Origin of the sequence: Corynebacterium sp. KPL2850 (assembly GCF_040225855.1) — a bacterium.
Taxonomy (GTDB): domain Bacteria; phylum Actinomycetota; class Actinomycetes; order Mycobacteriales; family Mycobacteriaceae; genus Corynebacterium.
In genome coordinates, this window is sequence record NZ_JBEHFV010000003.1 from 42,489 (window position 1) to 64,536 (window position 22,048).

Consider the following 22,048-nt stretch of genomic DNA (forward strand, 5'->3'; position numbering starts at 1 on the left):
ACTAGTCCATCTTGTTGAAGGCGGTGGCCAAACCGGACTTCTTGTTGGCAGCAGCGTTGCGGTGGAAGACGCCCTTGGAAACGGACTTATCCAGCGCACGGGAAGCAACGCGCAGCTGCTTTTCTGCTGCAGCCTTGTCGCCGGTCTCTACGGCTGCGTGGAACTTGCGGATCTCGGTGCGAACCGCGGAACGCACGCTCTTGTTGCGCTGACGAGACTTCTCGTTGGTCAGAACGCGCTTCTGCTTGGACTTGATATTAGCCATGAAAATACCTCTTGATAATCGAAGATGATTGATTCAGAAACAAACCCACCGGACGTGTCCCGCGATCCCCGCCAAGTGCGGGAACCGCTCGGCGCTGGTATTCGAAGAGCGAACCCAAGGTCCTGCCCGCCCCGACCAACGCGCCCGGAAAGTAAGTAACTCGCAAATAATAGCAGCGCAGCCGACCCTGATCCAAGTTCGCAGCCGCCAGGCCGCCGAATTAGGCCCAGTGGTACCGCGAACGCAGCCGGTTGGCAATTCTTTCGAACCTGCGTTCTGGAAAAAGAATACCCTGGCGGCGCACCTGTTCCTCGGAAACCTCCAATAAACGGTCCAGGCGCACCCAACAATTGCGCCCGGAGGCGTCCCATTCGCCGCAACCGATTTCTAGCCAGGCATCGTCAAGCGCATGCTCCGGATTGGCGGAAATGAGCAGGCCCGTCACGGTGGTGCGGGTGCGCCCGACCACCAAGATGGCGCGCTCGCGGGGAGGGGACTGCTTGCCTTCCGATGGCGTCCACACCCACACGACCTCGCCGGAATCGGCCTGGCCGTCCATATCGGGGGAGAAGAAGATGGAACGGGGGTGCGCCGCGGTGGCCTCGACCTGGATGGAGGCGGCCTTGCGCGGCTCGCGGCTTTGGGTGGATCTGTCCAGCCCTAACTGGGAGTTGATGCGGTTGAGGCCGGAGTCCACGGGCTCGCGCTCGCTGATTCCGAGCGCCTCGCGCAGACGGGTGAGCATGCCGGAATTCATGTCGACTATTGTAGACGTATGTCTAAAAACTTTGCGGCCACGACGTTTACGGATCCCTCCCGGATCCGTAACTTCTGCATTATTGCTCACATCGACCACGGAAAGTCGACGCTGGCAGACCGCATCCTGCAGCTATCTAAGGTGGTTGCGGAGCGCGATATGCGTGACCAGTTCCTCGATAACATGGATATCGAGCGCGAACGCGGCATTACTATTAAGGCGCAGAACGTGCGCCTGCCGTGGGTGCCGCAATCTGGGGCATCGGCAGGCGAGCAGATCGTCATGCAGATGATCGACACGCCCGGCCACGTGGACTTTACGTACGAAGTCTCCCGTGCGCTCGAGGCGTGTGAAGGCGCCATTCTGCTTGTCGATGCCGCCCAGGGCATCGAAGCCCAAACCCTCGCCAACCTGTACCTGGCGATGGAAAATGACCTGGAAATCATCCCAGTGCTCAATAAGATCGACCTGCCTGCGGCGGATCCGGAAAAGTACGCGCTGGAAATCGCCAATATCATCGGCTGCGAGCCCGAGGAAGTGCTGAAGGTATCGGGCAAGACCGGCGAGGGCGTGGTCGAGCTGCTCGATAAGGTCTGCGAGTTGGTGCCGCCACCCTCCTCGGAGCACACTCCCGATGCCCCCGCGCGCGCGATGATTTTTGACTCCGTCTATGACACCTACCGCGGCGTGGTGACCTATATCCGCATGGTGGACGGCAAGCTCACCCCGCGCCAGAAGGTGACGATGATGTCCACCAACGCCAACCACGAGCTGCTGGAAATCGGCATCGTCTCGCCCACGATGCAAAAGTGTGAGGGATTGGGCCCTGGCGAGGTGGGCTACCTGATTACCGGCGTGAAGGACGTGCGCGAGACCAAGGTGGGCGATACCGTTACCTGGTCCCACGGCGGCGCCGAGACCCCGCTGAAGGGCTACAAGGACCCTGACCCGATGGTCTATTCCGGGCTTTTCCCCATCTCCCAGGCCGATTTCCCCGACCTGCGAGATGCGCTAGAAAAGCTGCAGCTTAACGATGCCTCCTTGACTTTCGAGCCCGAGACCTCCGTCGCCCTGGGCTTTGGCTTCCGCTGTGGTTTCTTGGGCCTGCTGCACATGGAAATCACCCGCGACCGCCTGGAGCGCGAGTTCGGCCTCGACCTGATTTCTACCGCCCCGTCCGTGACCTACCGCGTGGTGGCAGAGGACGGCGAGGAAAGCTGGGTTCACAACCCCTCGGACTGGCCGGAAGGCAAGCTCAACGAGGTCTACGAGCCCATTGTCTCCATGACCGTCATCGTGCCCGAGCAGTTCGTCGGCCCGACCATGGAGCTCTGCCAATCCAAGCGCGGCCAGATGGGCGGGATGGATTACCTGTCTGAAGACCGCGTGGAGCTGCGCTACACCATGCCATTGGGCGAAATCATCTTCGACTTCTTCGACATGTTGAAATCCCGCACCAAGGGCTACGCCTCGCTCAACTACGAGGAGGCCGGCGAGCAGCAATCTGACCTCGTCAAGGTCGATATCCTCCTTAATGGTGACCCAGTGGATGCTTTCTCCGCCATCATCCACCGCGATTCCGCCCAGTGGTACGGCAATAAGATGACCAAGAAGCTAAAGGAACTGATTCCACGCCAGCAATTCGAGGTTCCCGTCCAGGCGGCCATTGGCACCAAGGTCATCGCCCGCGAAAACATCCGCGCCATGCGCAAGGACGTGCTGGCCAAGTGCTACGGCGGCGATATCTCGCGTAAGCGCAAGCTGCTGGAAAAGCAGAAGGCGGGTAAAAAGCGCATGAAGACCTTGGGCTCCGTGTCGGTGCCGCAGGAGGCCTTCGTGGCGGCGCTGTCGACGGACGCGGACGACTAGGCACTGGAAAGCGCAGCGTAATAGTACCTTAACTTTCAGTTAACAATCTTTGTGGCGTCGGCTGTGCAAAAGCGAGGTTGAGCTGCACATATAGGGCATTCCTGAGACTGGGAATGCCCTTTTTGAGTGTTTGCGGTTTATGGTTTCGCGGCGTTTAATTTCGATTCGAAAGCGACCGATGACTCTTCGGCGAGCCACAGCCACTTTCTCCCTCTTTGTTTCACTCGTTTAACTTAAGGCGGAAAATAAGATGAAGCTTCGCTCTCGCGCTGTGGCAGTGTGCGCCGCAGCCGCTGCTACGACCTCCTTGGTCCCCGGTATCGCACAGGCAGAAACCAAAACCCCCATCGACCACGTCGTGGTCATTTACTCCGAAAACATTTCCTTCGACCACTACTTCGGTACCTATCCGAACGCGCTCAATGACGAGACCGAAAAGCTGCAGGGAAGCGAGAAACCCGCCCCTAAGTTCACCGCCAAGGCCAACACCCCTAAAGCGGATAATCTCGAAAACAGCGGCAAGCTGAAGGACAATCCGAATTCCATCGATCCTTTTCGCATCTCGCCTGAACACGCCGTGACCACGGACCAGAACCACCACTACGCCGATGAGCAGGAAGCCTACAACGGCGGCAAGATGGACAAGTTCCCGGAGACGGTCTCCACGGACATCGATAAGTATGGCGAAGGCTCCTACGCCACTCCCGGCATGACCATGGGATACTACGACGGCAATACCGTGACCGGCATGTGGAACTACGCGCAGAACTTTGCGCTGAATGACAATAGCTTTTCCACCATCTTCGGCCCCTCCACCCCGGGCGCGCTGAACCTGATTTCCGGCACCGTTGCGGATGCCACCATGCACGACCCGGACACGGGCGACCAGCAGAAAATCGAGGATGGCAAGAACCACGCCTTGGCCGGCGTATCCGAGGACGGTTCTACCGCCACCGTGGTGGGCGACCCTGACCCGCTTTTCGATGACTGCTCCAACAACTCCTCCGCTGGTACCAACCAGGTCACCGCGATGCACTCCAAGAACATTGGTGACCAACTCAACGATAAGGACGTCACCTGGGGCTGGTTCCAAGGTGGATTCCGCCCCACCGATAAGGCAACGAAAGACTCCCGCGCCCGTTGCGGCTCTTCGCACACCACGCTGACCGGCCAGAATCAGACGGACTACAATCCGCACCACGAGCCGTTCCAGTACTACGCCTCTACCGCCAACCCGCACCACCTAGCTCCGTCCAGCGATGACATGATTGGCAAGACCGACCAGGCAAACCACCAGTACGACCTCGCGGACTTCGATACCGCCATCGAGCAGGGCAACCTGCCTTCCGTGTCCTTCCTTAAGGCCTCCAACTACCAGGATGGCCACGCCGGCTACTCCAACCCGCTAGATGAGCAGGCGTTTATCACTCACTACATCAACGAGCTGCAAAACTCCCCGGAGTGGGATTCCACCGCAGTCGTCATCGCTTATGACGATTCCGATGGCTGGTACGACCACAAGGCGCCGGAAATCCTCAACGGTTCCACTGATCCGCACCAGGACAAGGAAATCTGCACCGCCGCTGCCGCGAAGGTAGGCATCAAGGGCGATAAGAACGGCCAGTGCGGCCCCGGCACCCGCCAGCCCCTCTTGGTTGTCTCTCCCTACGCCAAGACTAACCACATCGATTCCACCTATACCGAGCAGACCTCGGTGACCAAGTTCATCCAGGACAACTGGGGTCTCGGTCGCTTGGGCGGAGATTCCTTCGATGACCGCGCGGGTGAGCTCACCGGTATGTTCGACTTCGCGGCTGCAGACAGGGCCCCGAAGCTCTTCCTCAATGAAACCGATGGCACCGTCGCGGAGGATTATGAATCCGTAGAGCGCGTGGATGACACCTCGCGCGCTGGCACCAACTTGAAGCCGGTTGTCGATGGCATGAATGACACCAAGGTCACCGAGCAGGGCGTTCCTGCCGTGACCACGATGGATAAGGCCCAGCAGCCGGATACCAACCACGCCGCATCCAGTTCCACCAAGGTGGGCATTATTGGTATTCTCGCCGCATTGGGCGTAGCCGCTGGCATCATCGGTTGGGTCATGAGTGGTCACCCCGGCTTGGATTTGAAAAACCTGCCTAAATTTCCGTTCTAATTGATGAAGATTTCCCGTTTCGCCACCGCATTCGTGCTCGCCGTTGGACTTTCCATCCCGCAAACGGGTGCCCAGGCCACGCTCAGTGGGCAGGGCAGCGAGCAGCCCACGCGCGAGCTCGCCGTGCGCGATGTGTATTCTTGCCCGGCACCTGAGGACGTGCAGGGCGAGGCGAAATGGAAGATCAATAACACTACCGGGCTTGCCCTCACGGTCTACGTTTCAGATGACAAGGGCAACGCTTATCAGGTCCTCGAGCGCGTCGGCACCCCTGCCGTGCGCGAATGGAATCCGCAGCTGGAGGATGGGACCTACCATCTGACCTGCGTATTCCACAACGATTCCGCTGTGGAGTCGGAGGATTTCACGGTGACGGGGTCCACGGTGAGAAATGCGCCCAAGATGGTTCCCATTACGGATCACGAGGTTGCCGCGGTTTCCATCAAGCAGGCTGAAGAGCAGGAAAAGCGCGTGCCGGAGTTGCAAAAGCGCGCCCATGCGCTTGCCGATGCCACCGCGTCCTCCCGCCCCGCCGCCCAAGCCGCCTACCTGGACTACCTGGAGTATTACCGCTCCTTCGACGATTCCAGCGCGGAGTGGCCGGGCCCGGAATTGGAGGGCTACGAAGACATCGAGCGCATCCTGTGGTCCAGCCGCCCGCCGAGCGATGCCGCCCGCCCCGCCGCCGAGCTTGCCGATGCCACCGACCAGACCGCCCACGCCCTCGACACCTCCCATTTCGCTATCCCCGCCCCGGATTATGGGCTGCGCGCGCATGAGGTGATGGAGGAGTTCGAACGTTTTGACCTGCGCGGCGAGCGCGATTTCGGCGCCCACGCCCTGCCTACCGCCCTGCGTGGAATCATAATGTCAACGCGGATGACGCTGGATCCCGTGCGCTCTTTGGTCGAGGATCGCGGCTTGGACACCGCGCCCATCTACGATCAGCTCGCAGACTTAGACTCCCTTGCTGAGGAATTCGACGATAAATACGGTGGTACGCCGAGCGTGGCTTTTGAGGACTGGTCGCAGGAGGATCGCTTGCGTTTGCAGGCGGGCGTCGCCAAGGCGAATGAGCTGCTCGCCCCAGTTGCCACCATGACCGTTATTCGGAGGATGAACTAGTGCCGTGCCCGTTTAACTTTTCCCGCCGCTCTTTTCTGTCTGGCCTCGCCGCCTCCGCGGCCGCAGGCGCAGCTGCCCCCGGAGCAGAGGCGCAGTCCACCTCGCTTCCACTGGAATCCGCCGATTCCTTGGATCAGCCGGGTGCGCTAGATTTTCACGGCGAACACCAGCAAGGCATCATAAATCCCCCGCAGAAATACGCGGAAATCGTGGCTTTGGACGTGCAGGTCAAGACAAAAGCCCGTTTGGACAAGCTCCTGCGTACGCTAAGTGAAAGGGCACGCTTCTTAACCGCAGGTGGCACTCCCGCGCCCGATGGCATTGCTTACCCGGCGATGGATTCGGGCGAGTTGGGCCCTGAACTTCCAGCCGATCATTTATCTATCACCCTCGCTGTGGGCGATTCGCTTTTCGATGACCGCTTCGGCCTTGCCTCCCACAAGCCCGCCCACTTGCGCGCGATGGAAGCGTTTGCAGATGACTCCCTGCAAGAAGAAATGTGCCACGGCGACCTCGCTTTACAGATTTGCGCCGATGAACGCGATACCGTTCTCCACGCGCTGCGCGATATATTGCGCCATACCCGCGGCGATGTGGCGGTGCGCTGGCGGCAGAATGGTTACATGAATTCCCCGCGGCCATCGGGCACGCAGCGCAATCATTTGGGGTTTAAGGATGGCATCGTCAATCCCAGCCCCGATGATTATGATTCGCTTGTGTGGGCCGGTTCGGATGAACCCGATTGGGCTGCGGGCGGTAGCTATATGGCGGTGCGGCTTATTGCCATGTACACCGAGTTTTGGGATCGCATTTCCATCGCCGAGCAGGAGCAAATCTTTGGCCGCGACCGCGTAACCGGCGGCCCGCTATCGGGCGGCGATGAGCACGCCGAACCGGATTACCTCGATGATGCCACCGGTGATGTCATTCCCACCGATGCCCACATCCGCTTGGCCAATCCTCGCACCCCAGAAACCGCTGACCAGTTGATGCTGCGCCGCGCTTATAACTACGACAATGGCGTGCGCGATAATGGCACCCTCGACGTGGGGCTGGTGTTTATCTCCTTCCAACAGGACTTGGAGCGACAATTCATTACGGTGCAAAAACGCCTCGAGGGCGAACCGCTGGCGGACTATATCCGCCCCTACGGCGGCGGCTACTTCTACGCACTTCCCGGCGTTACCGACGACTCCGATTACTTCGGCCGCAGCCTCCTCGAGGCCTAAAAGCCCGCTGCCCAGCTAATCTCTGGGCAACCACGCATTTTGCTTCCACCGCAGTGCAAAGGGCGTGGCATTGCCTCGATCTAGCGAGAAGGCACGCCAAATTGCACCGCCAGCACGCAGGGCCCACGACACACCAAAACGTACCCTGCTCGCGACGCCCCAGACCACACCGCAGGTTCACAGGTCTCACGGCGCGCCAAACCGGCAACCGCTGGACCAGCGATTGCTAATAGAGGTGGCAAGTTGAAAAGCGACGGCAGGCGGAGCGCAGCTTTCCAGGCGAGTGCAGAATCACTCCGGCTCCAGATCAGTGGCGCCAGTCTAAGGGAGCACCTAGCTGGGCGGCGAGGCCCAGGGTGGTAGCCATTCGATGCGGCCGCGGTGGCGATGCAGGCGACCACGCACCGGTGGGGCGTGCGGGTCATCGTCATTGACGCCGTTGTGGTAGGGGCAAGCAATGGTCAGGTTATCCATATTAGTCTCGCCGCCGTGCTTCCACGCTTGGAGATGGTGGACCTGGCATTTATCGGCTGGGTAATTGCACTCCGCCCACGGGCAGGAGGGGTTTTCGGCAGCGGCCATCAGCCGCTGCTTTTCGGAGGCGAACCGCGAGGTTCTATAGAGGTTGACCGGGCCCTCGAAAGGATGAATGAGGGTGACAAGTCCAACCTCGGCAAGCTTTTTCTCCACCAGCTTGGCCCCGGAAATTTCGGCACCGTTGGTCATCTGCAGCGTGACCTCTTCACCGCCGCCGCTTAAGATTTTATCCAGCTCATCGAGGTGGATGATGATATTGGTGCTAGCCACTGGGCGCGTGGCACCACCGCGAAAGAAGATGCGGTCGACGGCCTCGAGCGGGGAATCCTCCCCTATGGTGGAGTGCAGGTCAGCGATGAAATCGGAATCGCCCGTAATAGACAGCGTGGAGGGCCCGCCCTTGCGCCGGGTCATGCGCACCCCGCGCTGGGGCTGGCGGGGAGGATACATCTCCTTGAGCCGGGTGCGCGCCAGCTTGTCGATGTCCCGCGACGTCGCACACAACTCCGCCCGCAGCGCCCAAGCGTCTCGCTTAGTCTTGGTGCGGGAGACGTATTTTTCAATCAGCTTGAGCGTGGTTAAGCAGTGCTTGGTTTCCCGGCACGTGCGCTGGCGGCGGGTGAAGGAGGTGGGGCCGAAGTAGGCATCGGCAAGCAGCAGCAATTCGCGCGATTCTTGCCGGGAAATGCCGAGCCGCCGCAGGTCCGTCTCGGCAAGGCCGAATACCTCGCCGAGAAGCTCCATCGGCGAGGTTAATTGTCGGGCGTAGTCCTGCAAGCGGGTCATGCCTGCGAGGTTAAGCCACCGTCCACCCACGCGAAAGCCCGCTCCGCCTCGCCTGTGGATAACTCGCCCCACGCGTCACACCTGTCGCCTCGCCGCCCATTCACCCTGTGGATAACCTGCGGTAATGTCGAATATGACAGCGAGTAAAGGAGCCTACATGACTGATCCCACGAAAATTGTCCGCCCCAACCACCCCGGCCGTAAGTCCGCGCCGCGCCAAGCGCAGGAGTTGCCGCCGCTGCCGGTGACAAGGGCGCGCATCGGCAAGCAGCCGGCGACGGAGATTTTCCAGGACATGGGCGAAAACATGGTGGAGGACCTGCAAGAAATTCGCCGCGATTTGCACCGACACCCGGAAATCGGGCTGGACCTGCCGCGCACCCAGAAAAAGGTTCTTGAAGCGCTTGAGGGACTGCCGCTCGAGATCCATGTGGGGCAGGACCTTAGCTCCGTAGTGGCGGTGCTGCGCGGTGGCAAGCGCGGCGAGCGGCCGGTATCGGTGCTGCTGCGCGCGGACATGGACGCGCTGGAGGTGCATGAGCAGACCGGCAGCCCCTTTGCGTCGATCAATGAGTACATGCACGCCTGCGGCCATGACCTGCATACCGCGGGGCTGGTTGGGGCGGCGCGCATGCTGTGTGAGCACCGCGAGGAGCTGCATGGCGATGTCACCTTTATGTTCCAGCCCGGCGAGGAAGGCCCGGGCGGTGCCCAACCGATGATCGAGGAGGGCGTGCTCGATGCCGCTGGCCGACGCCCAATCGCCGCCTACGGCCTGCACGTCGGCCCGCAGGATCGGGGCACGTTCCACTATGTTCCCGGGCCGATGATGGCAAGCTCGTCCAACCTAACCATTACGGTGCTGGGCAAGGGCGGGCACGGGTCCCGCCCGCACGATGCCATCGATCCCGTCGCGGCGCTGGCGGAAATCCAGATGGCGCTGCAGACCGCGCTCACGCGCCGCTTCGACGCGCTGGAGCCCATCGTGATCACCGTGACCAACCTGTGGGCGGGCAATGGTGCGTATAACGCGATTCCGGATCGCGCGGCGCTGGGGGCGACGGTGCGCGTGCTTCGCGACGAAAAGATCGACGCCGTCCGCCAAATGATTACCGAGGTCTCCAGCTCGGTGGCCGCCTCGCACCGGTGCACCGCGCAGGTGGATTTCGAGGTGTTGTATCCCACGACGAAGACAAACCCGCGGGAGAATCAATTCGCCGCTACGCTGTGGGGGCAGATGTTTGGCGCGGAAAACATGCAGCCTTTCGAGGCCCCGATGATGGCCTCCGAGGACTTCGGCTATGTCCTTTCGCAGGTGCCGGGCACGTTTTTGTGGATGGGTACGGCCAACCCTTCGACACCCGAAAACCAGCGCGAGTGGAACCACTCGCCGATGATGCGTTTCGACGACTCCGTGCTCGGTATGCAGGCGGCAGCGCTCGCCGCCGTGGCTTTCGAGCGCCTAGCCACCGAAAACGAGCACCCTTCCGCGCAGACCAAGGCCATGCGCGAGGCCGCCGGCGTGCAGAAGTAATTCATCCCTGTGAACTGCGCGTGCGCCAGAGTAGTGGGCAGGTCGCTGGAGGTGCCGTGCTCGGCGGCTAAGGCCGTCGGATAAAGGCAGAGGCAAGGCCGATGAACGCGATGGCGCCGACAATGACCGAGGCCACCGGCCAGTATTGCGGGAAGTACTTGAGTGTATAGCCAAAGACCTGACCGTCATCGAAGTGCCGTGCCAAAGCGAAAGGCATCCACCACAGCTTGCTCACCGTGAGCACCGCGCCCAGTACACCAGCGATGACCCGCCCGCGCCCGCGCAGGAATAAGCTGGCGGCGACGAGCGCGATGCCGGCGATGGTGAGCGCGAAGAGCAGGGGAATGTTGGTGCTAAGCGGCGAGCCGCGCAATAAGAATTCGTGGTCAATCTCGTGTTGCTCGATGAGGGTGTAGCCATCGAGGACGACCTCGCTGGGAAGACCCATTACTTCTCCTCATCCTCTGGGGCGTAACCATCGGACCATTCGCCGGTTTCGAAGTCATAATCGACGTTTTCGCCTTCTTCATCCGTGCGCTGGTACCACTCTGTATAGCGGTCCGCGGTGGAATCAAAGTCATGCCCGGCCCCGCGGCCGTCTTCGGCGTGCTGGACGGAGAACTCGAATTCATCGCCATGCTCTGCGATGCCGCGCATGACCGCATTGTCCATCGCCGAACGGGCATAGGTGCGGCGGATAAACATTGGATCAGAGCGCAAATCCTTGATGAACGCCACCATCATGGCCAGCAGCACGAGGCAGAAGGGCAGCGCGGCCAAGATGGTGAGGTTTTGCAGGCCAGTGAGCACGTCTTCGCCGCCGGTCAGCAGCATGACGATGGCAATGCCCATCATGCACAAGCCCCAAAAGATGACGATGAGCTTATTCGGGGTCGGGTCGCCCTTGGAGGACATGGTGCCCATGACTACGGAGGCAGAGTCAGCCGAGGTGATAAAGAAGACCGCGAGGATGACTAAAAGGATAAACGGGGTGATGGTGCCAAGGGGGAGATCCTGGAACATCGAAAAGAGCACCTGCTCATTGGAGGATTCACCGTCGAAACCCTCTACGCCATCCTGATTGAAGGAAATGGCGGTGCCACCAAAGATGGTAAAAGCCAGCGCCAAAATGGCGGTGGGCGCGAAGATGGTGACGGCGGCGAATTCGCGGATGGTGCGGCCGCGGGAGATGCGGGCGACGAACATGCCCACAAACGGCGTCCACGCAATCCACCAGGCCCAGTAGAACGCCGTCCAGTACGACTGAAATTCAATGGTCTCATCGCCCCACGACAGCCCCTTGGCCATCATGGGCAGGAATTGATTGATGTAGACCACGATGCCCGAAGGAATCAGGTTCAGCAGCAATAGGGTGGGCCCGACCAAGAAGACGAAGGCAATTAGCCCCAAGGTCAAGGTGATATTGAAGTTGGACAGGTAGCGCACGCCGCGCGCGACGCCAGAGACTGCGGAGACGATAAACGCGCAGCCCAAAACGGCGATGACGATGATGAGCGCGGAATTGGTCATGGGGCCTGCGCCGCGAATGATGCTGACACCTTCGCCGATTTGAATCGCAGAAAGCCCCAGGGTAGCGGCGGTGCCGAAGAGGGTGGCGATAAGCGCCATGACATCGATAAGCTTGCCCAGCGGACCATCCGTGGCGCGGGAGCCGAAGAGCGGCTGGAAGATGGAAGAGATGAGGGGAACGCGCCCGCGCCGGTAGGAGGAGTAGGCAATCGCGGCGCCAACCAAAGCATAGGCTGCCCACGGGGAAATGCCCCAGTGGAAGTGCGATTGGGCCATCGCTTGGTGCAATGCCTCGACGGAGCTGCCGTTATCCACGGTGTGCGGGGGAGGGCTGAGGTAGTGCGATAGCGGCTCGGAGGGCCCGTAGAAGAAGATGCCGACGCCGATGCCGGCGCCAAACATCATCGCTACCCAGCTGAAGTAGCTGAATTCGGGCTTTTCCGTATCCGTGCCAAGCTTGATGCGGCCGAGGCGGGAGAACCCGATATAGGCCATGGTCACGGTGGCCAGCAGCATGGTGATGTTCAGCAGCCATCCGGTATTGGTGATGGCCCAGTTAAAGGCGGTGGAGGAGGCGGCGGCCAGGTTATCGGGCATGGTAATGCCCCAAATAATGAAGGCCACGATGAGGACGGCGGTGATGGAAAATAGCGATTTATCCAGGCCGAAGCGGTTGCGTTGGTCCTCAACGCTGATGCCGGGCACCAGCCCGGGGTGCATATTGTGCGGGTAGAGCCCGACGGCGCTGCCCTTATCGTGCGGTTCGAGGGAGCGCTTATAGGCGCGGGAGGAAGAAGTCACGGTGTCCTTAGCTCGGCGAGGGGTAGTGGCTTCAATTGTTCAGCACCGCAACGCATTCCACAAGCTAGCGCGGGTGGGCATGCGCGGCGTGAATCTGCTTGACGATGCCATCTAGTTCCTCCCTGCTTGCCATCCTGAACGGGTGCGTGGAGCAATAATCGAGTAAGAAATACCCCGCGTGCTGGATGGCGATGTGCCGCGGCCACAATTCTCGCGCGGTGGCGGGGTTATCGGCGGCGAGGGATTGGATGGCGCGGCGCTCGGATAACAACTCGTATTGCAGGTCGCGGCGGCTGGCGAGGACCTCTTCGGGAGTATTGATAAACAGGAGCCCGAGCAGGGTGGACATGGATTCCATGGCGCGGGTTTGCAGGCGGTGCTGGTTGCGGATGGGCGCGGAGCGCTGCCAGAACCACAGCACGATGGTGGCCACGATGATGGAGATGAGGACCTCGCTGATGCGCGCCTGGATGGTGGGCCAGAGGGGGCGCTGCGCGGAATTGCCCATCAGCAGCGCGAGCGGGGTGGAGAAGATGACGCAGATGGCGTAGTTCTTGGCTACAAAAATCTCCGCGCAGAATTGGCAGGCGGCGAGGGCGAAGAGCAAGCTCCACCCGGACACGCCGAAGTAGTGGAAGATAGAAAACAGCATGACGCCGACGATGGAACCGAGCATGCGGTGGATGCCGCGGACGGTGCCGGCGACGTGGTCTGGCCCCCACTGCAGCATGAGGAAGGCGGAGACCACGCCCCAGTCTGGGCGGTCAAAACCTAATGACAGGCTGACTACCGTGGTGATGGCGGCGGAGACCACGATCTTCTGCGTGGTCACCATGGCATGCGAATCCCGCACCGCGGCGCGGTAGATGCGGTAGCGCCCGGTGGGGCGGGTGTGCGGGATGGCGGTGCGGTGCGGATCCACATCGGTGGCGTAATCAGTCAGCAGATCGGAGGAAGAACCCAAGTCCAGCGCGCGGTTATGCGCGACGATGCGCCTTTGGGCCTGCAAGGTGCGATCCACCAGGCCTGCGGCGGCGGAGTTGATGATGCGGCCGCCGCGGATAATGCCGGCATCGGCAAGCGCTTGCCAGGCCGTCGACAACGCCGTCTGGGCCTGGTGGTGGCGGGCGAGGGAATCATCTTCACCGGAGACAAACGCGGCGGTGGCCTTTTCCAAGGCTGCGACGGCGCGGCGTTCGGGGCCGTGCACATCAATGAGCGCGGGCGCCATGCCCAAAATCAAGCTGGCCAGCACGCCGGTTAGGGACCAGAGGAACAGCTGGCTAACGCTCGTATCCGTCCGTGCCAGCATCACCGAACCGCCGCCGACCAAGACGAGGAAGAAAGCGCCTGGCGGCGGCAGGCGCAGCGCGTTCTGGATAAAGCCGCAGAGCGCGGCGAGCAGGAGGGAATAGAGACCTGCGAGCAGCAGCCACCAGTGCCCGTGCCCGGGGACGAAAATGAGGTGGCCGACCAGCACGCCCACGGTCGCCACGGTGGTCAGGGCCAAGCCAGCGGTGAGGATGACGCGGGGCCGAGTGCGAAAGGGATGGCCTTCGCCGAAAATCACGGCAAAGGCGCCGGTGGCCAGCAGCAAGATGGCGTAGTCGTGGCCGGTGAGCATGGCGAAGGCGCCGGGAATCAGCAGCGCCAAAGCCGCGCGCAGGGCACCGGGCCAGCGCACGGAGGCGGTATTAAAGGCGGTCAGCAACTGGGTGGTGCTGGGGCGTTGCGGGATAGGGTGGTCGATGCTCACGAGCCTGTGGGACTCCTTTCGCTAAAAACGTCTACCGCAACCACCTTACGCCGTGGGAATTTATTGCCCTGCGGCGGCGATGAGCCGGCGGGTGTAGTCGCTCTCGGGCTTCGACCACACGCGCTCGGTGGGACCGTGTTCGACCAGTTCGCCGCGGTTGAGCACGGCGACCCTATCGCAGAGCCCGCGCACCACGGAGAGATCGTGGGTGACAAATAGCAGGGTCAGCCCGCGATCCTCAATGAGGCGGGCGAGCAATTCCAGCACCTGGGCTTGCACGGACATATCGAGGGCGGAGACGGCTTCATCGGCAAGTAGAATATCCGGTTCGCCGCACAGCGTGCGGGCGATGGAGATGCGTTGGCGTTGCCCGCCGGAAAACTCGTGGGGATAGCGGTCGAGCGCTTTGCCGGAAATTCCCACTTCTTCCAGTGCGGCGGCGGCGCGCTCGCGCTGCTCGGCCTTGGATAGGCGCCCGGGCATGGCCTCGGCGATGGATTTCCAGATCTTCAGCCGCGGGTTCAGTGAACCTTGCGGGTCTTGGAAAACCATCTGCACGCGCCCGTCCACGGTGCTGGTTCCAGAGGTCGGGGCATCCAGGCCCGCCACAATCTTCAGCAGGCTGGTCTTGCCGGAACCGGAGCCACCGACAATGCCGAGCCGCTCGCCGCGGCGCACGCGGAGATCGATCCCCGCCAGCGCGGCCTGGGAGCCATGCTGCTTGCCGATGCCCTCCAATACCACCACATCCTTCCCCTCGCCCGCCGGGGTGAGGGCGAAGTCGGGCGGCTGCGAGGCCGAGACCAGCTCTTGGGTATAAGCGTGGCGGGGCTTAGTAAGCACGCGCTCGGTGCGGCCTTCTTCCACGATGTAGCCGTCGCGCATGACCAACACCCGCGGGCACATGCGCTGGATGACATTGAGGTCGTGGGTGATAAAAAGCAGTGCGGTGCCGCGTTGTTCGGTAACGCGCTCGATGACGCGGAGGACACCGTCCTGCGTGGTGGCATCGAGGGCGGTGGTGGGCTCGTCGCAGATGAGCACGTCGGGGCTGCCCGCCATGGCCATGGCTAAGAGGACGCGCTGGCGCTGCCCGCCGGATAGCTGGTGGGGAAAGCGCGAGGCGAGGTCGGCGTCGAGGTCGACTTCCTCTAGGGCCGCGGCGGTATCGTGTGCGCCGGCGTGGGTGAGCTGGGCACTAATGCGCATTAAGGGATCCAGCGCGCTCATGGGCTCTTGAAAGACCATGGCCATGGTCTTGCCGCGCAGCGGGCGGATAGCGGAATCCCGCGCGCCGATGATCTGGTGATCGGCCACTGTGACCTCGCCGGTGGCGGAAATGCCCGTGGACAGCAAGCCCATGATGGACAGCGCGGTCAGTGATTTACCAGAGCCGGATTCGCCGATGATGCCGAGCTTTTCGCCCGCCTCGAGCTCGAAGTTAAGAGGCCCGACGAGGGAGGATTCGGAGGCACTGAGGCTGAGATCGCGCACGCTTAAAAGGCTCATCGCGTGGCTCCTTTCATGCGGGGGTCGAGGGCATCACGGAGGGCATCGCCAAGCAGGTTAAAGCCCAAGACCGTGGCGGCGATGGCAAGGCCTGGCCAGAGGGCCTGGAGGGGATCGGTGCTCAGCAGCGATTGGGAATCCTGCAGCATGCGGCCCCACGAGGCGGCCGGGGGAGGCGTCCCCAAACCGAGGTAGGACAGGCCCGCCTCCGCGAGGATGGCGAGGGCAAAGTACACCGAGGCTTGGACGATAATAAGGCCCGCGATATTCGGCAGGACGTGGCGCACCGCAACCTTCCAGCCCGGCACGGCGGAGATGCGGGCGGAGGCGATATAGTCCTGCGTGACTACCTGCAGCGTGCCAGAACGCGCCACACGGGCAAAGGACGGGATGCCGGAAATACCGATGGCAATCATGGCCGTGAGCGTCGATGGGCCCCAGACCGCGCCGGCAATAATGGCGAGCAAGAGCGCCGGGAAGGCGAGTACGACGTCGGCGCCGCGCATGACCAGCGCCTCTACCCAGGTGCCACGGCGCATGCCCGCGAGAATCCCCAGCGGGATGCCGATAAGCCCTGCGATGCCGACGGCAATAAGCCCCACGAATACCGTGATTTTCGCGCCCGCCATGATGCGCGAAGCGGTATCGCGCCCGAAACGGTCCGTGCCCAGGATGTGATCCGCGGTGGGGCCGGACAGGCGGCTACCAGGTTGGGCGAGGGTGGGATCGTATGGCGTCCACACCAGCGATACGAGGGCGACTACTACGACCGCGCCGACGAGCACGGCGCCTAGCCAACCGGAAAAACGCATTTTCATCGCGCGTCACCTGCCTTGATTCGGGGATCGATGAGGCGGTAGGCGACATCGGTAAGCATGTTTACTGCCAGCGCGAAGGTGACCAGCAACATGACGAGGGTCTGCACCGTGGTCAGATCGCGCACGGAGACAGCATCAAGCAGCATGGAGCCCACACCGGGGATGACGAAGACGGATTCAATGACCACGGCGCCTACCACCATCGAGGTCAATTGCAGGCCAGACACCGTCAGCACCGGCAGGGCGGCATTGCGCAGCCCGTGGCGGCGCAGGGCCTCACGCGGGGAATCGCCCAGGGCGCGCGCGGTGCGGATATAGTCCTGGTCCATAACGTCGAGCACCGAGGAGCGCATATAGCGCGTGAGCATAGCGCCCTGGACTAGGGCTAAGGCGATGACCGGCAGGATGAGGTGGCGCAGGAAATCGCCCACGCCGCGATTGGGCGGAACCCACCCATTGGCCGGCAGCCAGCCCAGGTGGACCGCAAAGATGGCCACCAAGATGATGCCGACCAAGAAGCTTGGTACGGCGATGCCCAGCTGCGTTCCCGCAGAGACCAAGCCGGCAACCCGCGAATTGCGGTTGTGCGCCAACCACATACCGATGGGAATCGCGCAGGCCAGCGCCAAGGCCATGGCTAGGCCGATGAGGATGAGCGTGACCTGCAGGCGGTCAAGGACGAGCGGGGTGATGTCCTGCTGCGAGGACAGCGACTTGCCGAAATCGCCGGTGGCCAGGCCCTTTACCCACTCGACATACTGTGCGAGCAGCGGCCGGTCCAGGCCGAGTTCGGCGCTGAGCTCGGCGATAGCATCATCAGTGGCATTAACCCCCAACGCGACGCGCGCCGGGTTGCCCGGCACGGCGCGCATGAGCGCGAAGATGATGAGGGAGGCGAGAAAAAGCGTGAGCACAAAGCGCAGCAGCGGCCGGATTAAGGCCTGGGCTCGAGAGGTACTCATTGGTCCTCCTTGTCGTCGGTGAGATCGCGCAAGACGATCGCGTCGGTGACCTGGTCTGTGTGCAAGCCTCTAATGCCGTGGCGCGTGAGAACGACATTCGGCATATTCATCACGGTCAGTGCGCCGGCATCGGCCATGATTTGGTCCACCACCTGCGTCATGCGGCGGGGATAGTCTTCAGGTGCTGCGGTATCGGCCTTATCGAGCAGCTCGCGCGTGCGGGCGGAATCGTAATTCAGGTAGTAATCCGGGTTGCCAAAAAGCGCCGGGATATCGCGGGCCTCCACGTGGGAGATAATCGACATCTGGTAGTCCTTGGCGCCGTGAACCTGGCCCAGCCACACGGCGGGGAACTCGGCGGTTTCGAGGGTGACGTCGAAGCCGACATCGGAAAGCTGCGAGTACAGCAGCTCGGAAATGGCCTGGGCGTAGTAGAGCGTGGGCACGGTGATGGTAAGTGGGGTGCCCTCGGCGCCGGCATCGGCAAGCAGCGAGCGGGCCTTATCCGGGTTGAAGTCGTAATAGTTCTTGCCCTCGAACCAAGGATCGGTGGGCGGCATGGGCGCGCCGCCGGTATCGGTGGCCATGCCGGACCACACAATGTCATTGGCGGCCTTGCGGTCGACGGCGTAGGCCACGGCCTGCCGCACGCGCGGATCGTCGAAGGGGGCGCGGTCATTATTCATCGAAAGCAGGACCTCACCATTGGTGGTGCCTACGTTGGTATCGATGGAATCATCCAGGGAATCGAGGATTTCGGGGTTGCCCACGCCCCAGACGACGTCCACGCCGCCCGAGCGCAGCGCGGTGACCGAGGAAATGGCATCGGGGAAGTAGCGCACCGTGACATCGTGCTCAGACGGCGTGCCCCAATAATCATCGCGCTTGTGCAAGGAGACGAATTCTGAGGGGGAAAATCCCGCCACCTCGTAGGGGCCGGTGCCTATAGGCTTCGCTGCGAGGTCGTCCATGCCCTTAGGCGACATCATTGCGCCGATGGTGGTGCCCATGGACCACAGCCAGCCATTGGAGGGCTTTTCTAGGCGCACCTTGAGGGTGTGGTCATCTACTGCGGTGGCGCTTTCGACCGGGTCCATGGCAGCGGAAATGCCGTTGGCCCAGTCATTTTTTACGTAATTAATGGAAAAGGCTGCGGTCTGCGCGGTAAAGGGGTCGCCATTGGAAAAGGTCACGCCATCGCGCAGGTGGAAAGTATAGGTCTTCGCATCCTCACTGATGTCCCAGTCCTTGGCTAAGCCTGGGGTGATGGAGCCGTCTTCATCGATGCGCACCAAGGTTTCATAGACATTATCCATAAGCACCGAGGGCGCGGCGGCCCCACCGGTAGTGGTGAAATCGAGCGAGGTGGCCCCCGAACTAGATGCCACCGTTAGGGCGGCGTTGTCGCCGGAGGTATCTACCACCGCCGTATGGCCCGCTGAACAAGCTGTTATCGTGCCCAGGGCTGTCACCATCGCGAGACAGCCCAGCGCTGAGCGCGCGCGCAAAATTTTCATAAATGAAGAATAACGTGTGTGTTACTCAACACATAAACGCTCTAAAACCATTCGGGGGGAGGCATATATTGCCATTAATTAGGGCAATCTCAGCGGCTGTTGTGTGGCGAGCCTCGGTGGCACCGAGCGGCCAGCGTTGAGGCCGAGGGCGGCCCAACGCGGCGCTTTGTAGCGCAGTGAGGCGGGGTTTAGCGCGGGGTACCCGCTACGTTGGCTGGATCGAGCTGCCAGCCCTCGGCAAGCACGTGCATATTCTTGATGACGTTCTCGTGCGAGCTGGATTGCAGGGAAATCATCAGCTCGTCGGCCTTGGCGTGCTCTTGGAACTTCTCCAGGTATTCGGTGACTTCCTTGGTGGTACCGACCGCGGAGTAGCGCAGCATGTCCAGGATTTGCTGGCCCTGGTAGGACTCGATGATCTGCTCTACCTGCTGGTCGGTCAGGTACTTGCCGCGGCCGGCGAATGATTTCACGCGGTTGAAGCACACGCGCTCGTACTCGGCTTCTGCCTCCTGCATAGTATCGGCGGCGGTGACGTTTACTCCGGCGATGACGTAGGGCTCGCTAAACCGCACGGAAGGCTGGAAGTTTTCCCGGTAGTAGGTGGTTGCTTCCTCGAGGTGCTGCGGGGCGAAGTGGGAGGCAAAGGCGTAGGGGAGGCCGAGCTTTGCCGCGAGCGAAGCGCCGAACATGGACGAGCCCAGAATATAGATAGGAACGTTCGTATTAGCTCCGGGAATCGCGCTGACCCCAGGGATATAGGCCTTGCCTTCTAGGTACGCATTGAGCTCTTTGACGTCTTCTGGGAAGCGCTCGGCAGACTGCCCATCGCGGCGCAGCGCACGGCCCAAGGTATTCATGTCCGTGCCGGGGGCGCGGCCGACGCCCAAGTCGATGCGGTCCGGGTACATCTCCTCCAAGGTGCCGAATTGCTCGGCGATGACGTACGGCGAGTGGTTGGGCAGCATCACGCCGCCGGAGCCTAACCGGATGCGCTCCGTCTTGGCGCCGATGTGCGCGATGAGGACGGCGGGCGCGGAGGACATAATGGACTTCATATTGTGGTGCTCGGTGTACCACATGCGGGAATACCCCAGCTTTTCGGCTTCTTGGGCCAATTCCACCGACCGGTTAATGGATTGGGCAGGGGTTTCACCGTCATAGATGGTGCAAAAGTCCAATACGGAAAGCGGCGCCTGATCAGTCATGGGAAAATAATCCTTTTTCTCGCGGGGATAGTACCTATAGTGCAACGGTACGTGGGGCGGGGCTATTCCGTACTTTTTCGCGCGACCATGCGCATCCCGGCGTCCCTAGCTGAGTTGAAATCGCAGACAAAACCCCGCCGCGGAGCCCGAGGAATGCGGGCCCACGGCGGGGTGTGGAAGGAGAGAGCTTAGCTCTTTGGCGATGCCGCGGCATCGAGCGGCGAGTCAACGACGGCCTCGTCATCAGCATCGGCCGCCGCGGTCACGGAGTTGGAGTGCTTCTCCCCGGCCTTGGTGGAGATATCCACAATCAGGCCAATAACTGCCGCGATGACGGTAGGTACAATCCAGCCGAGATCCACTGTTTGGCCCGGCGCCAGCGACAAGATGGGATCCAGGGCGGACGTGCCCCAACCTTGTGCGGAAATAACGGTCAGGGCGGACCAGATGACCGATACCCACAGGGCAAGGCGGTACGTCCAGTAGAACACGATGGACTTCTTTACCGCCGGCTGGATAAGCGTGAGCAGGATAAGGGAGATGGCCGGTGGGTACAGGAAGGTGATAAACGGCACCGCGATGGACAGCACGGTGTCGAGGCCTTGGAAGGCGAAGAGGATGGACATCGCGGTGAAGATGCAGGCCCACAAGTGGTAACTCGTCTTCGGCACCAACATCTCGAAGAATGCGGAGGTAGCGGTGATAAGGCCCACCGCGGTGGTCAGGCAGGCGAGGACGACGATGGCGGAGAAGAGGGCCTGGCCGAAGGTGCCCATGGTGAGATTGGCGGCCTCGGCAAGCAGCGGCGCACCGGATTCATAGGACTGGCCATCGGGCAAGGTCTGGCCCACCCAGGCCAGCCCCAGGTAGATGGCGGCAAGCAGGGCGCCGGCGACAAGCGCTGCGGTAATGGTGCCCTTCACCAGGGACTTTTGGGTCTTAAAGCCCTTAGAGCGCAGGGAACCCACGATGACGATGGAAAAGGCCAGGCCAGCGATGGCGTCCATGGTGTTATAGCCCTCGAAAAGGCCGGTGACCATGGGGGAAGAGGCATAATCTTCGGTGGGCATCTGGGGGTCGCGCGGGTGGTTTAGCGCCGCCAAGGTAATGAGGACCACCAGCAGCGCCACCAGGGCTGGGGTGAGGAATTTGCCCAGCGTATCGATGATGGAATTGGGCTTCCACGCCAGGCCTAGCGCGATAAGGAAGAAGACGGTATTGAATGCACCGCTGGCCATCGTGCCTTCCCAGCCCAACAGGGGAGTGATCGCCGTTTCCATGGATACCGCGCCGGTACGCGGAAGCGCGTAGAACGCACCGATGGAAAGATAGGACAGGGCGGAAAAGACGACGCCAAAGATCGCGCCGCCATTTGCTCCTAAGTCACGGACGGAGCGGCCGGAAATCGCGACCGCGATGATGGCTAGGACGGGCAAGAGCACGCCGGCGGCGAGGAAGCCCAGCACGGCGGGCCAGAAGTTGGTGCCGGCGGAAACGCCCACCATCGGTGGGAAAATGAGGTTGCCGGCGCCGAAGAACATCGAAAAGAGCATGAGCGAGGCAATGACAACGGTGGCCTTGCTCTTGGGGGTGCCTGAGGCAGTGGTGGTAGCCATCCTGGCTCCTTAACATTGCGTACTAAAACCGTCGGCCGCGCCGAGGGCCGTGGTGGCAAGCGACGCGAACG

The 22,048-nt window shown here is 61.7% G+C and carries 17 protein-coding genes; 5 read left to right on the forward strand and 12 right to left on the reverse strand.

From position 1 onward, the window contains the following. Window position 1: 1 nt before the first annotated feature. Together rpsT and ABRP93_RS01635 are read right to left on the reverse strand one after the other, a co-directional pair. Window positions 2-265 carry a 30S ribosomal protein S20 gene (gene rpsT, locus ABRP93_RS01630; RefSeq protein ID WP_023023493.1) on the reverse strand — a complete coding sequence of 88 codons (264 nt, stop codon included), beginning with the start codon at window positions 263-265 and terminating at the stop codon, window positions 2-4. Between the two features lie 220 nt (window positions 266-485). Further along, window positions 486-1,022, reverse strand: a complete 537-nt coding sequence (locus ABRP93_RS01635; RefSeq protein WP_349886618.1) for a type II toxin-antitoxin system PemK/MazF family toxin — start codon at window positions 1,020-1,022, stop codon at window positions 486-488. Window positions 1,023-1,040: 18 nt separating this feature from the next. Here ABRP93_RS01635 and lepA point away from each other — a divergent pair, with 18 nt between their 5' ends. The 4 genes from lepA to efeB all read left to right on the forward strand — a co-directional run bounded on the left by lepA (window position 1,041) and on the right by efeB (window position 7,403). Further along, entirely contained in the window at window positions 1,041-2,891 is a 1,851-nt protein-coding gene (lepA, locus tag ABRP93_RS01640) for a translation elongation factor 4 (RefSeq protein WP_349886620.1), read from the forward strand. 250 nt (window positions 2,892-3,141) lie between these two features. After that, on the forward strand, window positions 3,142-5,049 hold the full coding sequence (locus ABRP93_RS01645; protein WP_349886622.1) for a phospholipase C: 1,908 nt from the start codon (window positions 3,142-3,144) through the stop codon (window positions 5,047-5,049). A gap of 3 nt (window positions 5,050-5,052) precedes the next feature. After that, window positions 5,053-6,174, forward strand: a complete 1,122-nt coding sequence (locus ABRP93_RS01650) for an EfeM/EfeO family lipoprotein (protein ID WP_023023487.1) — start codon at window positions 5,053-5,055, stop codon at window positions 6,172-6,174. Beyond that, a complete protein-coding gene (gene efeB, locus ABRP93_RS01655; RefSeq protein WP_349886624.1) occupies window positions 6,174-7,403 on the forward strand; it encodes an iron uptake transporter deferrochelatase/peroxidase subunit in 1,230 nt (409 codons plus the stop codon). The genes ABRP93_RS01650 and efeB overlap by 1 nt, the downstream gene beginning before the upstream one ends. Window positions 7,404-7,736: 333 nt before the next feature. Here efeB and ABRP93_RS01660 read toward each other — a convergent pair whose 3' ends face one another. Continuing rightward, a complete protein-coding gene (locus ABRP93_RS01660) occupies window positions 7,737-8,726 on the reverse strand; it encodes an HNH endonuclease signature motif containing protein (RefSeq protein WP_349886626.1) in 990 nt (329 codons plus the stop codon). Window positions 8,727-8,883: 157 nt separating this feature from the next. Here ABRP93_RS01660 and ABRP93_RS01665 point away from each other — a divergent pair, with 157 nt between their 5' ends. Continuing rightward, window positions 8,884-10,260, forward strand: a complete 1,377-nt coding sequence (locus ABRP93_RS01665; RefSeq protein ID WP_349886627.1) for a M20 metallopeptidase family protein — start codon at window positions 8,884-8,886, stop codon at window positions 10,258-10,260. 67 nt (window positions 10,261-10,327) lie between these two features. Here ABRP93_RS01665 and ABRP93_RS01670 read toward each other — a convergent pair whose 3' ends face one another. The 9 genes from ABRP93_RS01670 to brnQ form a co-directional block, all read right to left on the reverse strand. Next, window positions 10,328-10,708: a hypothetical protein gene (locus ABRP93_RS01670; protein WP_349886629.1), complete on the reverse strand. Its 381-nt coding sequence runs from the start codon at window positions 10,706-10,708 to the stop codon at window positions 10,328-10,330. After that, window positions 10,708-12,510: a BCCT family transporter gene (locus tag ABRP93_RS01675; RefSeq protein ID WP_349886705.1), complete on the reverse strand. Its 1,803-nt coding sequence runs from the start codon at window positions 12,508-12,510 to the stop codon at window positions 10,708-10,710. Before ABRP93_RS01675 ends, ABRP93_RS01670 begins: the two co-directional genes overlap by 1 nt. Before the next feature lie 145 nt (window positions 12,511-12,655). After that, on the reverse strand, window positions 12,656-14,347 hold the full coding sequence (locus ABRP93_RS01680) for an FUSC family protein (RefSeq protein WP_349886631.1): 1,692 nt from the start codon (window positions 14,345-14,347) through the stop codon (window positions 12,656-12,658). Between the two features lie 60 nt (window positions 14,348-14,407). Beyond that, window positions 14,408-15,856, reverse strand: a complete 1,449-nt coding sequence (locus tag ABRP93_RS01685) for an ATP-binding cassette domain-containing protein (RefSeq protein WP_349886632.1) — start codon at window positions 15,854-15,856, stop codon at window positions 14,408-14,410. Further along, a complete protein-coding gene (locus ABRP93_RS01690) occupies window positions 15,853-16,674 on the reverse strand; it encodes an ABC transporter permease (RefSeq protein ID WP_349886634.1) in 822 nt (273 codons plus the stop codon). Before ABRP93_RS01690 ends, ABRP93_RS01685 begins: the two co-directional genes overlap by 4 nt. Further along, complete coding sequence (locus ABRP93_RS01695; RefSeq protein ID WP_349886636.1) at window positions 16,671-17,636, reverse strand: ABC transporter permease; 966 nt, start codon at window positions 17,634-17,636, stop codon at window positions 16,671-16,673. Before ABRP93_RS01695 ends, ABRP93_RS01690 begins: the two co-directional genes overlap by 4 nt. Further along, window positions 17,633-19,153 (reverse strand): ABC transporter substrate-binding protein, encoded by a 1,521-nt coding sequence (locus ABRP93_RS01700; RefSeq protein WP_023023467.1) that lies wholly within the window; start codon window positions 19,151-19,153, stop codon window positions 17,633-17,635. The genes ABRP93_RS01695 and ABRP93_RS01700 overlap by 4 nt, the downstream gene beginning before the upstream one ends. Window positions 19,154-19,341: 188 nt before the next feature. Then, window positions 19,342-20,361 (reverse strand): LLM class flavin-dependent oxidoreductase, encoded by a 1,020-nt coding sequence (locus ABRP93_RS01705; RefSeq protein ID WP_349886638.1) that lies wholly within the window; start codon window positions 20,359-20,361, stop codon window positions 19,342-19,344. 188 nt (window positions 20,362-20,549) lie between these two features. Then, the gene (gene brnQ, locus ABRP93_RS01710; protein ID WP_349886639.1) at window positions 20,550-21,977 is read right to left on the reverse strand and encodes a branched-chain amino acid transport system II carrier protein; all 1,428 of its coding nucleotides are present in this window, start codon (window positions 21,975-21,977) and stop codon (window positions 20,550-20,552) included. Window positions 21,978-22,048: the final 71 nt, after the last annotated feature.

Excerpts from the sequence above, each read along its gene's own strand:
- rpsT (WP_023023493.1), bottom strand. The coding sequence starts at position 265 with ATGGCTAATATCAAGTCCAAGCAGAAGCGCGTTCTGACCAACGAGAAG.
- ABRP93_RS01675 (WP_349886705.1), bottom strand. The coding sequence starts at position 12,510 with ATGCACCCCGGGCTGGTGCCCGGCATCAGCGTTGAGGACCAACGCAAC.
- ABRP93_RS01665 (WP_349886627.1), top strand. The coding sequence starts at position 8,884 with ATGACTGATCCCACGAAAATTGTCCGCCCCAACCACCCCGGCCGTAAG.
- ABRP93_RS01670 (WP_349886629.1), bottom strand. The coding sequence starts at position 10,708 with ATGGGTCTTCCCAGCGAGGTCGTCCTCGATGGCTACACCCTCATCGAG.
- lepA (WP_349886620.1), top strand. The coding sequence starts at position 1,041 with ATGTCTAAAAACTTTGCGGCCACGACGTTTACGGATCCCTCCCGGATC.
- ABRP93_RS01690 (WP_349886634.1), bottom strand. The coding sequence starts at position 16,674 with ATGAAAATGCGTTTTTCCGGTTGGCTAGGCGCCGTGCTCGTCGGCGCG.
- ABRP93_RS01650 (WP_023023487.1), top strand. The coding sequence starts at position 5,053 with ATGAAGATTTCCCGTTTCGCCACCGCATTCGTGCTCGCCGTTGGACTT.
- ABRP93_RS01660 (WP_349886626.1), bottom strand. The coding sequence starts at position 8,726 with ATGACCCGCTTGCAGGACTACGCCCGACAATTAACCTCGCCGATGGAG.
- brnQ (WP_349886639.1), bottom strand. The coding sequence starts at position 21,977 with ATGGCTACCACCACTGCCTCAGGCACCCCCAAGAGCAAGGCCACCGTT.
- ABRP93_RS01700 (WP_023023467.1), bottom strand. The coding sequence starts at position 19,153 with ATGAAAATTTTGCGCGCGCGCTCAGCGCTGGGCTGTCTCGCGATGGTG.
- ABRP93_RS01635 (WP_349886618.1), bottom strand. The coding sequence starts at position 1,022 with ATGAATTCCGGCATGCTCACCCGTCTGCGCGAGGCGCTCGGAATCAGC.
- ABRP93_RS01685 (WP_349886632.1), bottom strand. The coding sequence starts at position 15,856 with ATGAGCCTTTTAAGCGTGCGCGATCTCAGCCTCAGTGCCTCCGAATCC.
- ABRP93_RS01645 (WP_349886622.1), top strand. The coding sequence starts at position 3,142 with ATGAAGCTTCGCTCTCGCGCTGTGGCAGTGTGCGCCGCAGCCGCTGCT.
- ABRP93_RS01695 (WP_349886636.1), bottom strand. The coding sequence starts at position 17,636 with ATGAGTACCTCTCGAGCCCAGGCCTTAATCCGGCCGCTGCTGCGCTTT.
- ABRP93_RS01705 (WP_349886638.1), bottom strand. The coding sequence starts at position 20,361 with ATGACTGATCAGGCGCCGCTTTCCGTATTGGACTTTTGCACCATCTAT.